General features: G+C 58.6%; 15 protein-coding genes. 11 read left to right on the top strand and 4 right to left on the bottom strand.

The genetic code is table 11. From position 1 onward, the window contains the following. Positions 1–101 precede the first annotated feature (101 nt). Positions 102–1,943 (bottom strand): ATP-binding protein, encoded by a 1,842-nt coding sequence (locus P3T22_RS24110; protein ID WP_429326351.1) that lies wholly within the window; start codon positions 1,941–1,943, stop codon positions 102–104. A gap of 606 nt (positions 1,944–2,549) precedes the next feature. Here P3T22_RS24110 and P3T22_RS24105 point away from each other — a divergent pair. Together P3T22_RS24105 and P3T22_RS24100 are read left to right on the top strand one after the other, a co-directional pair. Next, positions 2,550–3,122 (top strand): DUF3331 domain-containing protein, encoded by a 573-nt coding sequence (locus P3T22_RS24105; RefSeq protein ID WP_429326350.1) that lies wholly within the window; start codon positions 2,550–2,552, stop codon positions 3,120–3,122. Between the two features lie 107 nt (positions 3,123–3,229). Next, positions 3,230–3,454: a hypothetical protein gene (locus tag P3T22_RS24100; RefSeq protein ID WP_063499034.1), complete on the top strand. Its 225-nt coding sequence runs from the start codon at positions 3,230–3,232 to the stop codon at positions 3,452–3,454. A 186-nt stretch (positions 3,455–3,640) separates the two neighbouring features. Here P3T22_RS24100 and purU read toward each other — a convergent pair whose 3' ends face one another. Next, positions 3,641–4,516, bottom strand: a complete 876-nt coding sequence (gene purU, locus P3T22_RS24095; RefSeq protein ID WP_429326349.1) for a formyltetrahydrofolate deformylase — start codon at positions 4,514–4,516, stop codon at positions 3,641–3,643. A 498-nt stretch (positions 4,517–5,014) separates the two neighbouring features. Here purU and P3T22_RS24090 point away from each other — a divergent pair, with 498 nt between their 5' ends. The 5 genes from P3T22_RS24090 (at position 5,015) to P3T22_RS24070 (ending at position 7,917) form a co-directional block, all read left to right on the top strand. After that, a complete protein-coding gene (locus P3T22_RS24090; protein ID WP_429326348.1) occupies positions 5,015–6,163 on the top strand; it encodes a porin in 1,149 nt (382 codons plus the stop codon). A gap of 157 nt (positions 6,164–6,320) precedes the next feature. Continuing rightward, complete coding sequence (locus P3T22_RS24085) at positions 6,321–6,638, top strand: hypothetical protein (protein WP_429326347.1); 318 nt, start codon at positions 6,321–6,323, stop codon at positions 6,636–6,638. Further along, the gene (locus P3T22_RS24080; protein WP_429326346.1) at positions 6,572–6,907 is read left to right on the top strand and encodes a putative holin; all 336 of its coding nucleotides are present in this window, start codon (positions 6,572–6,574) and stop codon (positions 6,905–6,907) included. Before P3T22_RS24085 ends, P3T22_RS24080 begins: the two co-directional genes overlap by 67 nt. A 69-nt stretch (positions 6,908–6,976) precedes the next feature. After that, positions 6,977–7,780 (top strand): N-acetylmuramidase domain-containing protein, encoded by an 804-nt coding sequence (locus tag P3T22_RS24075; RefSeq protein WP_429326345.1) that lies wholly within the window; start codon positions 6,977–6,979, stop codon positions 7,778–7,780. Continuing rightward, on the top strand, positions 7,777–7,917 hold the full coding sequence (locus tag P3T22_RS24070; protein ID WP_429326344.1) for a hypothetical protein: 141 nt from the start codon (positions 7,777–7,779) through the stop codon (positions 7,915–7,917). The genes P3T22_RS24075 and P3T22_RS24070 overlap by 4 nt, the downstream gene beginning before the upstream one ends. A gap of 56 nt (positions 7,918–7,973) precedes the next feature. Here P3T22_RS24070 and P3T22_RS24065 read toward each other — a convergent pair whose 3' ends face one another. Both P3T22_RS24065 and P3T22_RS24060 read right to left on the bottom strand, forming a co-directional pair. Next, positions 7,974–8,594, bottom strand: coding sequence for a TetR/AcrR family transcriptional regulator (locus P3T22_RS24065; protein WP_429326343.1), 621 nt, complete (start codon positions 8,592–8,594; stop codon positions 7,974–7,976). Positions 8,595–8,741: 147 nt separating this feature from the next. Beyond that, positions 8,742–9,332: a nuclear transport factor 2 family protein gene (locus P3T22_RS24060; protein ID WP_429326342.1), complete on the bottom strand. Its 591-nt coding sequence runs from the start codon at positions 9,330–9,332 to the stop codon at positions 8,742–8,744. A 310-nt stretch (positions 9,333–9,642) separates the two neighbouring features. Here P3T22_RS24060 and P3T22_RS24055 point away from each other — a divergent pair, with 310 nt between their 5' ends. From P3T22_RS24055 to P3T22_RS24040, 4 genes are all read left to right on the top strand, one after another. After that, positions 9,643–11,580, top strand: a complete 1,938-nt coding sequence (locus P3T22_RS24055) for a flavin-containing monooxygenase (RefSeq protein ID WP_429326341.1) — start codon at positions 9,643–9,645, stop codon at positions 11,578–11,580. Positions 11,581–11,711: 131 nt separating this feature from the next. Further along, complete coding sequence (locus tag P3T22_RS24050; protein WP_429326340.1) at positions 11,712–11,921, top strand: SDR family oxidoreductase; 210 nt, start codon at positions 11,712–11,714, stop codon at positions 11,919–11,921. An 11-nt stretch (positions 11,922–11,932) separates the two neighbouring features. Continuing rightward, the gene (locus tag P3T22_RS24045) at positions 11,933–13,510 is read left to right on the top strand and encodes a class I adenylate-forming enzyme family protein (protein ID WP_429326339.1); all 1,578 of its coding nucleotides are present in this window, start codon (positions 11,933–11,935) and stop codon (positions 13,508–13,510) included. Between the two features lie 88 nt (positions 13,511–13,598). After that, positions 13,599–14,507 carry an SMP-30/gluconolactonase/LRE family protein gene (locus P3T22_RS24040; protein WP_429326338.1) on the top strand — a complete coding sequence of 303 codons (909 nt, stop codon included), beginning with the start codon at positions 13,599–13,601 and terminating at the stop codon, positions 14,505–14,507. Positions 14,508–14,676 lie beyond the last annotated feature (169 nt).

The following is a 14,676-nucleotide window of genomic DNA, read 5'->3' as shown; positions in this document are numbered from 1 at the left end:
CGCCTCGTTTAATCCGCAGATTAGCTTACAACCGCGCCCACTGACATGATACGAATGTATATGTGAACCGAACTACGTCCGCGCCGGTCGCCTCGTGTGTCTCAGATTCGCACTACCTCATGCGTCGTGGCTGGTGGGAGGCTGAATGAGAACGTCGCGCCGCCTTCAGGGTTGTTGGAGGCCCAGATTTGCCCACCATGGGCGTCGAGAATAGAGCTGCATATAGCCAGCCCCATCCCCATGCCGGAGTTGCGTGTCGTAAAGAACGGTTCAAAGAGTCGTGGAAGATTGTCCTCGCGGATACCGGCCCCGGAGTCCTTCACCGCCACGACAACATTGCCTTCAGGGTCAAGGCGGGACTGGATTATGAGTTCGCGCTTGCCGTTGACGCTTGCCATCGACTGCAGGCCGTTGATGATTAAATTGATGAGCACCTGCTGGAGCTGCACACGGTCGCCCATTATCAGAGGTAGCCCCTCCGCGAGACAACGGGTCGGGGAGCCCCTCTGACGCTCACTATCCCGTCCGATAAGGGCAATCGCGTCCTCGACCACGTCGTTGATGGCAACCGGCACCCGGTCCGGCGGCGCCCCCTTCATGAGTTTCCTCACACGTTGCACGATTTCGGCGGCTCTATTTCCCTCGTCTGTCATGTGGTTCACGCAACCCTCTATTTCTTCCATGTTCGGAGGCTGGCGATGCAGCCAGCGAAGACATGCTTCACCGTTCGTAACGATGGCGGAAAGGGGTTGTCCCACTTCGTGGGCAATCGATGCGCTCAGCTCACCAAGCGCCGTTACCCGGCTTGTCCGTTCAAGCTCGCTTCGCGCGTGCCGTAACTGCTCCTCTGTCTGCCTCGCCCGCGTCACGTCCATTACGGCCCCGAGGAACTTCCTGTTATTCGGCTGACCGTTCGCTGCGTGTGCAACCACATGGAGGTGCTTGACGCGTCCATCGGGAAAAAGCAGACGATGCTCGATGTCAAAGTCGTGACTGGAACCGCTCGCCTGTGCAAGCACCTCCTCGAACACCGGTATATCCTCCGGATGTACCCTCTGCCTGACCAGCTCAACGTTGGGTGCAACAGCCGCGTCGTACTCGAAGATAGAAAAAGTCTGCTCAGACCAGGAGAGTTCTCCGCTCAAGACATTCCAGCCAAAACTGCCGGTTTTGCTTAGCTTCTGCGCTTCGGCGAAGTACTGCGCCTGACTCTTTTGAAGCAGTTCCTCGGCGCGCTTGCGCTGCGTGATGTCGTGATTGGTCTCGAGCGTGGCCAACGGGTTTCCCGCGCCGTCGTGCTGCAATGTCCAGCGGCTCGCTACGATTACCGCCGTGCCGTCCCGTCTCGTGTGTATTAACTCGCCCTCCCAGTGGCCTTCGCGAAGAAAAATCTGCTGGATTTGCTCGCGAGCCAGGGGGAACACCGTATTCAGAAGTTCGTCGACCATTTGACCAAGCGCCTCTTCCTTCTTCCAGCCATAAAGCGTCTCTGCTGCGTGATTCCAGTACGTAATGACTTCGTTCCTGTCGCGCACGAATACGCTATCGTGTGTCAGGTCCAGCAGCTGTGCCTGAGCGCGCTGCGTCTTCTCAACCCGGTCAATCCGCCTGACAAGGGTTGTGACCGCGATTGATGTGACGAGAAAGGCCGAAAGTGAAAAGTAATCCTGGGGTTTGCTAACCCGGAAGCTATAGAGGGGCTCCGTGAAAAAATAGTTGAGGAGCGCGGCGCCAAAGACCGAGAAAATCGCGGATGAGATGAAGCTGTCCAGCAAGGACAAGAGGACAAGGACAATCAGAAGACAGTAGCCAGTGGCGCTCAATCCCAACTGCAGCCCGAAGCAGGTCGCAGCAACGGCTCCGAGCGCCATACAGCCCCAAATCCACAAAGGCGCGAGATGCCGTAAGCTGCCGCTTTTATGTGAAGAACCTGTTGCCTGCACCGAACGCCTCCCTTAGCGCAGCTGCGCTGACCACTTCCATCCGGTCTGGCGCAACAACTTGCGGGCGCCATTCTTTCATTCTTTAATAAACGCTCGGAAATATTCTCGACTTCTCCGTCGATTCTGTTCTTCATCTTCATGATGATAGCCGACGGAGATAGTTTCGCGCCGTTCGACACCGCTCATTAAGTCTGCTCACCGCGCCTATACGCCCGTATAAGCAAGTTACCCTAACGCGGCATCCGGATATCCAACCGTAGAGTAGATTCGCCCTTCGGCAAAACCTACTCTTCTCTCATCGAGACCGCGCTTGCCGTTATGACAGCACAAAGCTCGCGGTTCGGCCCGACGACACCATCGCCTTTTCGGATGCCCGCCCGACCGGTTTCCTCTAAACGCCTCCAAGGAATCATCGTGTCACATACTTTGCATAGCTGGATACATGTCGGAAGCAACGCATATGTCGAGTACACCTTCGTGCCGTGGCTTGGCAGAAACATCTATCGCCGCACCGTCGAATTCTCCACAATATGCATCCAGTAGCTGCAAGTCAGGAGTTATTCGACCTCTACCACTGCTTCGCTCTTTGTTACAGAGAGGAACACGATGTTGAACGCTGAACCCAATACGGCTTCGGACATCCTGTCAGAGAATGGCCTTCACGATACGTCTACTGCCCCCGACCTGCCCTCAATCCATCACCCGTCTTCCCGTCGGCCGGGCCGGCTCGCCCAGTCGAAGTCCACCTGCCGGACTTCGTCGCCGAAGGGTAGCGACCCGTGGGCGACGATGGTCGCATCCATCCATCAATTTTCTTCCCCGCCAGACCCGCTGCGGAATTCTCCGGACCTGTCCGGCCGCTCCTGCTCCGCTGGCGGGCTGTTCCGTCCGCGGGAGACGGACGGCGGTGACGTGCGCACCTTTACTGTGACGGTCGTGGAGGAACTTTCCAATTCGCTCTTCGTGCTGTGCTGGCGCGACCCGACGCTTTGCAACTACGAAGACCAGGTCTGGTCGCCGTGTCTCGCTCGCGCGTCGGGGCGTTGCGCCCTATCCGGAAAACATATCGGCCGGGGCGACCCGGTCTACCGTCCCCGAACCCGCGGACGAGGAGTGCCACTTAATGGCGACGCAATGATTCTGGCCAGCGAGATGGTCAAGGTCCGCACAAGCGCCTGATTCGCGTTGGAGTTGGCGCATGTCGGCTCGAACTCACAGATGAAGCATTGCCTGAGGGGTGGCCGACTCAGGGTGCGCTGCTCCGTCTGGCCACAGGAGGTTTCAACATGAAACTAGAGGCCGCTACATTTGTGCGACTGCGCCGTCTCGCTCCGGTTCTCGACGACATACTCAATGCGAGAGAGGTCGAGTACGCTGACCAGGCCGTTGACCTTGCTTCACTTGCTCAGCTGTGCTCACAGTTGTTCGACGCGTACCATTACCAACACCCGGGCGAGATTGCGCAAGCGCGCCTCGACGCCCCGGATGCTATGGGAGGGATGTGGAAGTAAGCCCGCTGGAGTCAAACGGGATTCGCAGACTCGTTTGTCCGAAGGAGGGCGGGGTGAACAAGGTACGCGTTTATGCGCTGCAGTGCATAAACGCGTTAAGGTGGCTGCGGGGCGCGTCCTTGAAAGGTCGATCGCTCAAAATGGTATTGTGGAAGTTGCGGCATCAACTTTTCCAGTGGCGCTTTTTTATTGCAGCACCACGGTCCGATCGCCGTTGATGAAAACCCGCCGCTCGATAAACGCCTTTACGGCCCGCGCAAGCGTGATGCATTCGACATCGCGTCCTGTCGCAAGCAGCCGCTCCGGGCTGTATGAGTGATCGACGCGCTCCACGACCTGCTCGATGATCGGACCTTCGTCGAGATCGTCGGTGACGAAGTGCGCGGTTGCGCCAATCAGTTTCACGCCGCGCGCATGCGCCTGGTGATACGGCTTCGCCCCTTTGAAGCCCGGCAGAAACGAATGATGGATATTGATCGCGCGGGCCGCGAGCGCACGGCTCGTTTCGCCGGAGAGAATCTGCATGTAGCGGGCAAGGATCATCAATTCAGCACCTGACGTTTCGAACAGGTCGAGCAAACGCGCCTCCTGTTGTGGCTTGGTATCGGCGCTAATCGGCAGATGATGGAACGGCAAGCCGTGCTGTTGCGCGAGCGGCTCCAGATCGCGATGGTTCGAGGCAATCCCGGCAATATCCATCTTCAACTCGCCCATGCGCCAACGGAACAGCAGATCGGCGAGACAGTGTTCAAGTTTCGACACCATGATCAGCACCTTCGGCCGCGTGCCGACGTCGTGCATCGCCCACGTCATCTGAAAACGCTCGGCGATCGATTCGAATTCGCGCTTGAGTGCCGCGATATGCAGGGTCTCGTTGCTGTCGACGCCATGAAACACGCAGCGTACGAAGAAGTGCTCGCTGAGGTCATCGTCGAAAACGGTCAGTTCGTCGATATAGCAATGATGCCGGTCGAGAAAACCGACAACGGCGGCAACCTGGCCCGCCGCGCTCGGACAGGCGACCGTGAGAACCAGTTGATCGGGACGGGAATCGGCGGACATACAGGTTCTCCACTTGAACGATAGGGCAACGCCGCGGGGCGCGGCATGCATCATCGCAGTAGAGCAAATCAGCGGGTCACGGGGATAGAAGCTAACCGCCGTCACGCTGGAATGGGAGCGTCAGACGAGGCTGGGGCGGGACGGTGAAATAAGCCCGGCATTCCAGACTTCGGGGTCGCTACTCGACAGATTGATGTCGCATCCGGTCGAATCCTTATAAATCTGGACCCGTATTCTTGTTCCGTCGATGCAGGCATGGCAGATGATCGAATGCATTGCGGATAGTCTCAATCAGCCTGATTAGGTGGAGTCGCCCTGGTTAGCTTTAGTCAGCTTTAGTCAGCTTTAGTCAGTTTTGGCGAGTTTCAATCCGTTTCAACCAGTCTCAGCGGTTTCGAACTGCCCGTTATGCGAGAAGCGCCGCGCGTTGGAAGACAGCGCGCAGCAGGGATCGCTTTATCCAACGAACTACGCAGGCAAAGAGCAGGGGAGAATTGAATGAAGAAGAAAAATCCCGTTAGTCTTTCGGGACTCGTTCTCGCGGCAAGCGCTGTATGCGCACCGACGGTGGCCCATGCGCAAAGCAGCGTCACCCTGTACGGGATTCTGGATGCCGGCATCACCTACGTGAACAATGCCGGCGGCGCGAACCAGTTCAAATTCGACGACGGCATTTCGTACGGCAACCGGATCGGCTTCAAAGGCGTGGAAGATCTCGGCGGCGGCTTGCAAGCGGTCTTCGTGCTGGAATCAGGTTTTCGCCTGGGCAATGGGCAACTGGGATTCGGCGGTGCTGAATTCGGACGCCAGGCTTATGTCGGCATCAAGAACGGGTGGGGGACTTTCTCGTTCGGCAATCAGCTCGACATGACCGAAGAGTTCGTGTTTCTGTACAACATCTCCGCATGGGCGAGCGGCTACGCGATTCACCAGGGCGACTTCGACCGGATGAACGGCGACCGTCTGCCGAACTCGGTGAAGTTCCTGTCGAATGATTTTGCCGGTTTCACCTTCGGCGGCATGTACTCGTTCGGCGACACCGCCGGCGACTTCCATCAGAAGAGCGCATGGAGCGTGGGTGCGCATTATGACCACGGTCCGTTCAACATGGGCGTGGCGTATACGCAGTTGAACAATCCGTTCGGCATCTATGCCTTCGACCCGTACGCGATGATCGGCACGCGCACTTTCCTCGGCCAGCCGACCGTTTCCGTCGATCCGGCCACCGGCGCGGTGACCGATCTGTATAGCTCGTCGGCATTCCCGGTGGACAAGCAAGGCGCGTTTGCGGTCGGCGCGGCCTATACGATCGGCAACCTGATGCTCACCGGCGATTTCACCTATACGACGATCAAGGGCTTCGGGCAGAGTTCGCACATGCAGGTTTATGAAGCGGGCGCGTCGTATAACTTCACGCCTGCGCTGTCGCTGTACGGCGGCTATCAGCACACGAGCTTCGAAGGCAATCACTGGAACCAGGGCTCGCTCGGGTTGCACTACCTGTTGTCCAAACGTACCGATGTGTATATTTCCGGCGACTATCTGCGTGCGTCGAATGGCGTGAATGCGGTGATCGGCTACAGCTTCGCACCGTCGTCGTCGAATACGCAGTCCGATGTGCGGATCGGGATGCGGCATTCGTTCTAAGGTTTTTTCAGCGCATTGACGCGAGCGGTTTCGCAGGCTGCGGGAGCCGCTCGCGTTCATCACTTCGGGTTAGCCGCCACGCGGCCAGCGTGTCCACGCGATTCCCATCGTTTGCCCATCTTCAGTCCGACCATCGCAACACCTGGCCGCAACGCGATTGCGGGAGCCAGTTCGACTCCACGGCACCGTGGCAAACGACCGCCTTCCCCTGTCGAACCTCGACGCGATAATGACCATCAACGGTGCGTTGGCGTCCTTGAGATCCGTACAACTGGTAGCCGGCTATGCCGATCTTGCAGCGAATGCAGGCTTCGTGTTGCCGGCGGGGGCGGTTGCCTGTCTGCCTGCGATCGACACTGTCGAAAGCGCTGCGTCACTTGCGCCGTTTGACCAATTGGAGTCACCGCCATGGCCGAACCGAACACCACCACCGCCACAGCGCTATCGGCCGCTTTCGGCCTCGCGCCGGGTATAGATGCCATTGCGCTGATCGGCGCGTTTACCGGTGCGGCGCTCGTCGTCGTCACGACAAAGAATATCGGCGTGCTGAAGCGCATCGCTTACATGCTGATTTCCCTCGTGATGGGCTATCTCGCGGCAGCCGAGATCGTCAACGTGACGCCGATCCGCTCGACGGGCGTGGCTGCCTTCTTCGCGGCCGCGCTCGTGATTACCGTCACGCTGCAACTGATCAAGCGTGTCAAAGCGGTGGATGTATTCGCGTTTCTCAAGAGACGGAGGTGAGATGCCCATCTTTTTCGCACCGGCCGCGCACACCGCAGCGTTCGTGCGCCTTCTGTGGAGTGGCAATCAATGAGAACACTACGCTCTGGCGATCATGGCGCGGATGTCGGCTTGCTGCAAAGCCGCCTGATCCGCGCCGGCTACACACTCGACGCGACGCACCTTTACGACGACGCGACCGAAACCGCCGTTAAAGCGCTACAGGTTAAAACAGGACTCGTCGACGATGGCGTCGCCGGCCCAAAAACGCTCGCCGTGCTCGCCACCGGCAAGCGCGACCCAAAGCACCTCGCCGACGCCGATATCGTCAAGGCGGCCGACACGCTCGGCATTCCTGTCGCGCTCGTGCGCACCGTGAATGAGGTCGAATCGCTTGGATCGGGCTTTCTGCCGGACGGGCGGCCGAAAATCCTGTTCGAGCGCCATGTGTTCTGGAAGCGTTTGCATGCGCGCGGCATCGATCCGGCTCCGCTCGCCGCCAAGTATCCGAACATCGTTTCGCAGAAATATGGCGGCTATATGGGCAACGCGGCTGAATACACCCGGCTTGCGAGGGCCGAGCTGATCGACGCCGGCGCGGCCTATGAGTCGGCGAGCTGGGGCGCGTTTCAGGTGATGGGGAACAACTGGGGGCGCCTGAAATATTCGAGCATCGATGACTTTGTGACCCGCATGGAAAACAGCGAAGGCGACCAGCTCGAAGCGTTCGTGCGCTATGTCGCGGCCGATAAACGCCTGCTTGCCGCGCTCAAGGCCCGCGAGTGGGCAGTTTTCGCCGAACGCTACAACGGCAAGAACTACGCTCGCAATCTGTACGACGCGAAGCTCGCGCGGGCATATCTCAAGTACGCCGGCGCCGAGGCGGCCGCATGAAAGCGATCGCCGTGGACAAGGCAAAACAACAGGCGCAGCGGGTATGTCTCAAAGCTGCCGAAGGCTGGAATGTTTCGACTGCCGCACAGCGGCTTGTTAGTTCGACGGTGCACAAATCGTTACCCAGCGGTACATGATGCAACCAGGAACTGAGGGATTCGGATTGCTCCTTGCTGCAGCAGACAGCGATATGTCAACCGCTTACCGAATCGTCAACAGCGGGAGGCTGCTGGCGGTACCCGACCATGTTCATGCCCAGCGTGGCGATTTTCGCCGCAATTTCCTGAGAGTTCAGGCGGCCGTTTGGATGGTACCAACGGTGCACCCAGCGGACCATCCCGCTGATACACAAAGATGCCAGTTTGGCATCTGGAACATGAAAGACGTTGGCGTCTACACCCTCCTGGATGAGTTGCGCCAGCAGCTTATTGAATGATCGCTCGATGTCCTGCACGCGCTCCAGCAAGCCAGGCGACAAGTTCTTCTCTTCTTGCATATAGATGCCCACGGCGATCTGATGCTTGATGTTTTCGTTGACGAAGACACGAATGAACTGGCTAAGCCGCTCTTCCGGAGTGCCGTCTGACTTCAAGGCCTGCTGTATGTGGCCTACTAGCCGGCTGGCCGACTGCTCGTACACGGCTTCGAGTATGGATCGCTTATTTGGGAAGTAACTGTAGATGAACGGCTTGGTTACCCCCAACTCGGACGCGAGCATCTCGACGCTAGTCGCTTCGAAACCCTGCTCATAGAACAACCGGGAGGCCTCTTCGATTATCCTGGATCGTTTGTACTCTTTGATTTCTTCACGCATGGCTATTGGACCCGGCATAACGCCGTCAGACTGAGTACGTAATTCTAACTCGCGAGGGCACACGTCCCTTTGGCGCGGCAACAGCAATCTGTTCGTCATCAGCGCCCGCCAGTCAAAAACCACCAGCCGCCGAAGAACGAAGCGCTATCAGCACGGCGACAGTCCGGCCGCCGACAGTTGGCGGTATAGGGCATCGCTTCTATCACGCCTGCCTGTCTCCCATTGGGCCAGTCCGGCTGATCCCGAAATCGGTGCATCGATCAGCATGGTTGAATCAAATACCACCGTGCGCTCCTGAATGCGCCATGCCCCACTGCGGCGGGTTATACGGTCGATGTAACGGCACGCAATCAGCAAATCAGCCTCGCCTGAGCCGTTTGTACCAAGATCTCCAGCCAGCGCCACCAGGCTTGCACGGGCGTTGGCGGGATAGCGCTGGATGGCGAGGCAATAGGTTTCCACCAGCGCTTCGTCCGGGCCGCAGAATTCGATGAGCATGTTGCCCAGCCTGTGCATCGAAAAAGGGATGGTGCGGTGGCGTTCACGTATCCATTCGATGAGTCCGTTCACCCCGCCGACATAGGCGCCATGGTTGTCGACGGCGTCTGGATGGAACACTGCCCTGATGGCATCGAAATCCAGGCGGTCGATCCCCCGGCACCAGCGGAAAACCACATCCTGAATGGCGGCTCGGTCTGCCAGTCGTTCCACCGAGTAATCGTTCACGTCATTCGGCATGCTGCTGCTCCTCATGTAAGTAGGGCCAATGTGCCTCGGGCGATCGCAATTGCGCGGATGGCACGACGCGTACCCAATATTACTATGCGGTATAAAAAATAAAATACTGGTGTGTGCTATTTGCGCTTGATGCATCGGTCAGGCTCGCTCGAAGTCGGACGAAACACGCTTATTTGGAGTACACATTCCGCGATTCCGCATGATTCCGCGTTTACCCGATCTTTTATAAAAATACCGATGAGTATATATTTGTACCGAATAGTCGGAAGCCGGACTTTTGACAGGGGGTACAAGGGACATGCAGCAAGCGATGATCGAGGACGAGCAGGGGGAAGAGGCGACTGTGTCGTTGGAGGTGTTCGAGACGGCCGATCCGTTACTTCTGGGATTGACCGTGGTGTACCTCACGGGAGATATGGATCTCTTGATCGAACTGGAGGGAGCCCGCCGCGGATCTGGACGCCCCAAGCTTGGCGATTCCTTGAAGGCGCAAGTGCTGGCAAAAGCGGCGGGGCTGCTGACCAGGCGGCGGTCTCACAGCCGCCCGGCGGCTAATCTTCCGGCGAATGTGATGAACCGTCTCATAGCATTGGCAGTGGGTTTTTCCCCAGAGGCGCACTATGTCTCGATGTTGCTCGACCAGGCTGGCTTCTCCACTGGAAAACTTGCCCCGAAACTCGACGTGCCGCGGGAACAGGCAGCCGACTTTCATGTTGTGGTCATCGGGGCGGGGATGTCCGGCATCTGCGCCGGCATCGACCTCAAGAATGCTGGTATCGCGTTTACCATCCTTGAAAAGACCCACTCGGTGGGAGGGACGTGGCAGCAGAACGCCTATCCGGGCTGTGGGGTGGATACGCCGAGCTACTTCTATTCATATTCATTCGCGCAGAACGCGGAATGGTCACGCTACTTCGTCAAGCGGGACGAAATCCTGGCGTATTTCGAACGTTGTGTTTCCGAGTTCGGGTTGACGGAGCACATCCGGCTGGAAACTGCGGTGACAGCCGCAATTTTTGACGAGAAACGCCAGAAATGGCGCGTCACGGTGTCGGACGCGGGTGGTACGCAAAGCGAAATCTGGTGCAATGCGATCATTACCGCTGTCGGTCAACTCAACATCCCGGCCATTCCGAAGATTCCAGGGCTGGACAAATTCGGCGGCAAGGTAGTTCACACCGCGGAATGGTCGGATCAGCACGACGCGGCAGGCCGCCGTGTCGGCTTGATCGGCGTCGGCGCGAGCGCCATGCAGGTCGGCCCCGCCATCGCGAACAGCGTGACCCGACTCAAGGTCTTCCAGCGAGAGCCGCACTGGATACTGCCAAACAATTCGTACCACGCCGACGTGCCCGTGACGGAGCAACGGCTGCATCAGCAGTGGCCCGATTACTTGCGGTGGAAGCGACTGCAAATGATCTGGACCTATGGCGATGCGGTTTACGGCGCGTTGAAAGTGGATCCGCAATGGGCAACTCCCGATGTATCGCTCAACGAAACCAGCGAGCGCTACCGGCAGAATATGCTCGCCCATATTCGGAGAGAAGTTGGCGACGACCCCGACCTGCTGGCCAAGGTCACGCCATCCTATCCACCGTACGGGAAGCGGGTACTCCTCGATAACCATTGGTACAGAATGCTCAAGCGTGACAACGTGAACCTCGTGACGAGCGACATCGAGGCAATCGAGTGCGGAGCCATACGCACGCGAGATGGCGCAAGGCATGCGGTGGACATGATCGTGCTCGCAACGGGCTTTCAGGCCAGCCGAATGCTGTGGCCGATCGACTTCCAGGGACGCGGTGGCGTGCGGTTGCGAGAGATCTGGAACGACGACAATCCGCGCGCCTATCTCGGCATCACGATGCCAGGCTTTCCCAACTTGTTCGTCATGTACGGGCCGAACACCAACCTCGGCTATGGCGGGAGTGCCATCTTCAATTCGGAATGCCAGAGTCGCTACATCACCGCCTGTCTGGTGGCTCTCAGGGCTAACCAATGGGCCACATTGGAATGCAGACAGGACGTGCACGACGCGTACAACACCACGGTGGACAACATGCACGCCAACATGGTGTGGGCACGCAACAACGTCAGCAACTGGTATCGGAATCACGGGGGGCGCGTTACCACCAATACGCCCTGGAGCATGGGCGACTATTGGAGCATGACGCGAATTCCTGACTTTACCGACTATGTCGTTCGCGGGCAGGATGGTCACAAAATCGCACCTGTCGCTTCTGCATAGTTTTCTTCCACGACTCGGAACCATTTGACAACAGGATACGACGCCGAAAGAGCGCGCAACCCCGATGGGCTCGCACGCCAAGCCGCGTTCAGTGATCACATGGACTTGAAGCTCACCGGGAACACTTCGAGATGTGGCGCGAGTCGATCGTTGATGGCGTTGGCAAAACAGTCCGGGCGTCGGCTCTGCAGCAAAAGTGGGGGCAACGCATCGTGTTGCCCGATCATCGGTGGGGCGAGGTCGAGGAAATTGCAAATCTGGTCGCCTTTGCGGCATCTCCCGTATGCGGCTTCGCGACCGGCGCGATTTTTGTTGCCGACGGCGGCGAGTCGCATAACTGAGGTCTATCGGCATGAATTACGACTCTGATTCCGCGCGCGCGAGCTGGCTTACGCGATGCCTGTCGCCGCATGCGAATGATACATACCCGACCTTTCTGCAGCGGCGCGCCACAAGCCCCGACCGCGTCGCGCTGATTCACCAGGATCGGACGTATACCTACAAGCAATTGCATGCCGCCATCGAGGCGACCGCCAAAGTGCTTGTGGCCGAATACGGCGTGATGCCGGGTGATCGGGTAATGATCAACATGGAGAACAGCGATCATTTCGTCATTTTCTATCTGGCCATTCAGCGCGCGGGCGCGGTTGCCGTGCCCATCAATCCAAAGCTTGTGGGACGCGAAATCGCATACCTGTTGTCGGATGCGCGACCGGTGCTTTATGTCTGCGACGACAACAGGATCGATGCGGTGGGTTCGATCAACAGTTCTGCTTCGATGGCAGCCGCCGCGGTCTCGACAGTGATGCATGCCCGGTGCGGCGACGCGCAACTGCCCGAGCCGAACCCGGATCTGCCCGCGACGATTTTCTACACATCGGGCACAACAGGTGTTCCCAAAGGGGTCGTGCATACCCACCGGACGCTGATTGCAGGTGCCTTCCAGAATTCGCGTTCATGGGGCTACGATCAGTTCGGCAGTGTCACACTCGCCGTGACGCCGCTTTTCCATGTTGCTGCCCACTCATGGTTCTATCCGGTTCTTGCATTCCAGGGCACGCTGGTCGTCGACGGGTTCAAGGTAGAAAGAACTTTCGACTTGATCGAACGATTTCAAGTCGATGGCATAGGGGCGGTGCCGGCGATGTTGTTGATGATGATCGGCGCGGAGAAGCGCGATCAGTACGACCTGCGCTCGGTCCGCAATATTCGCTTCGGCGCGTCGCCCATGCCGCCGGACAAATTGCTGGCCGTGCAAGCGCTGTTTCCGAACGCCGACTTGTACCATGGCATGGGGCAGACCGAATCCGGCGGCACGATCAGCGTGCTGCCGGGCACGCTGGCGTTCAGCAAGAACGGCAGCACTGGCTACCCTATTGCGGGTTGCGAGGTCCGAATCGTGGACGATGCTGGCCGCGATCTGCCGATTGGAGCGCTGGGTGAAGTGCTGGCACGCGGACCCAACGTGATGAACAGGTACTTCAATATGCCCGAAGCCACGGCGAGCACGCTGGTAGACGGTTGGCTACACACCGGCGACATCGGGTATATCGACACAGAGGGATGCATATACCTGGTCGACCGGAAGAAGGACATGATCATCCGTGGTGGCGAAAATGTCTATTCGGTGGAGATTGAACACGTCATCATGCAGCACCCGGGTGTCGGGAAATGTGCGGTTGTTGGCGTACCTGATGCTGTGCTCGGAGAAAAGGTCTGCGCGTTGATCGTGCCGCTCTCGAGAGAGCGGCAGGACCCGATGGCGGACGATCTGCTCGGCGAGCTCACAGCCTTGTGTCGCGAAAAGCTCGCGCCTTTCAAAGTGCCGCAAGTATGGCGTGTACTCGAGGAACTGCCGTGCACGGCAACCGGAAAGGTGCAGAAAGCCATCTTGCGCAAGCAGGCAGCGGACCTCCTCTACGGCGGTTGACGGCGACATGTTGCCCTCTCGTTACGAACTGACCGCGGACGAAGCGCGCCTCCACGAGTTCCGCATTGCTTCGACCGACTTTTGCCATGTGGGGCACGATCTGCATCGCCCTGAATGCGTGGTCGCGCTGCAAGACGGCAGTTGGATTGTTTCGGACCATAGTGCCGTTGTGACATGCATTCGCCCAGATGGAACGCAGCACCGCTACGGCCGCGCATCGGGTCTGCCAAACGGCTTCGCGATCGACGACCGGGGCGAACTCATGGTCGCCGACCTGGCGAACGGGGCCGTACTGGGACTCAGCGCCGCCGGCGAAGTCAGAACCCTTTACGATCGTTGCGAAGGGCAGCCGCTTGGGGCGGCAAATTTTGTCCTGGCCGATGACGAGGCGGCCGTCCGATGGATCACTGCTTCTACAAGGCGCTCTCCTTTCCAGAGCGCGATTTCGCATCCTCTGCCGGACGGACGGATATACCGGGCCGATGGTCCGCACCTGACGCTGGTAGCCGACGGTCTGTACTTTCCCAACGAGATGCGAGTAGACCGCCAACGCGGCGCTGTCTATGTCGTCGAGACGACAGCGGGGCGCATTAGTCGAGCCCCGCTGCTGGCGGGTGACGAGGTTGGCGAATTTTCGCCCTTTGGGCCCGCGCCGCTCTATCCTGGCGCTTATCCGGACGGTCTGACGCTCGACGAAGAGGGGAATCTCTGGATAACGGAACTCTCGCGCAACGCCATTTTGATGCTCGACATGGCGGGGCGCCTTCACGCCATCTTCGAAGATCCCACTGGAAAGACGCTCAATAAGCCAACCAGCCTCGCGTTTGGCGGAGCTGATTTGCGTACCGTCGCTGTCGGCACACTGAAGATGGACGTGCTGCCCTTATTCCGTTCTCCCGTGCCAGGGCGTCCTGCGCGTCACTGGAGGATGAATACCCGCTTTGGAGCGTGGAAATCCGTGAAAACCCCCTCCGTGTCCCGAGTTGGAAATTCATAGACACAAGCGCGTGACGCTGGCGCGGACGTCGTCGGCCGATTTGGTCCAGCTGGAAGGTCTCGGATCGGTGTTGTTGCTCTGGATGTATTGGCGAATAGCCTGTTCGAGTTGGTGGAGGGAGCGATGAGTGCCACGGCGGATGTATGTCTCGCTGAGGCGGGTCGCGAAT

This window comes from Paraburkholderia sp. GAS348 (genome assembly GCF_050434205.1).
Taxonomy (GTDB): Bacteria; Pseudomonadota; Gammaproteobacteria; order Burkholderiales; family Burkholderiaceae; genus Paraburkholderia.
This window is presented reverse-complemented; position numbering and strand designations above follow the sequence as displayed.

Coding starts and splice junctions, on each gene's coding strand:
- P3T22_RS24065 (WP_429326343.1), bottom strand. CDS start 8,594: ATGCGTGAAGAAATCAAAGAGTACAAACGATCCAGGATAATCGAAGAG.
- P3T22_RS24075 (WP_429326345.1), top strand. CDS start 6,977: ATGAGAACACTACGCTCTGGCGATCATGGCGCGGATGTCGGCTTGCTG.
- P3T22_RS24060 (WP_429326342.1), bottom strand. CDS start 9,332: ATGCCGAATGACGTGAACGATTACTCGGTGGAACGACTGGCAGACCGA.
- P3T22_RS24090 (WP_429326348.1), top strand. CDS start 5,015: ATGAAGAAGAAAAATCCCGTTAGTCTTTCGGGACTCGTTCTCGCGGCA.
- P3T22_RS24105 (WP_429326350.1), top strand. CDS start 2,550: ATGTTGAACGCTGAACCCAATACGGCTTCGGACATCCTGTCAGAGAAT.
- P3T22_RS24050 (WP_429326340.1), top strand. CDS start 11,712: ATGTGGCGCGAGTCGATCGTTGATGGCGTTGGCAAAACAGTCCGGGCG.
- purU (WP_429326349.1), bottom strand. CDS start 4,516: ATGTCCGCCGATTCCCGTCCCGATCAACTGGTTCTCACGGTCGCCTGT.
- P3T22_RS24100 (WP_063499034.1), top strand. CDS start 3,230: ATGAAACTAGAGGCCGCTACATTTGTGCGACTGCGCCGTCTCGCTCCG.
- P3T22_RS24055 (WP_429326341.1), top strand. CDS start 9,643: ATGATCGAGGACGAGCAGGGGGAAGAGGCGACTGTGTCGTTGGAGGTG.
- P3T22_RS24045 (WP_429326339.1), top strand. CDS start 11,933: ATGAATTACGACTCTGATTCCGCGCGCGCGAGCTGGCTTACGCGATGC.
- P3T22_RS24070 (WP_429326344.1), top strand. CDS start 7,777: ATGAAAGCGATCGCCGTGGACAAGGCAAAACAACAGGCGCAGCGGGTA.
- P3T22_RS24080 (WP_429326346.1), top strand. CDS start 6,572: ATGGCCGAACCGAACACCACCACCGCCACAGCGCTATCGGCCGCTTTC.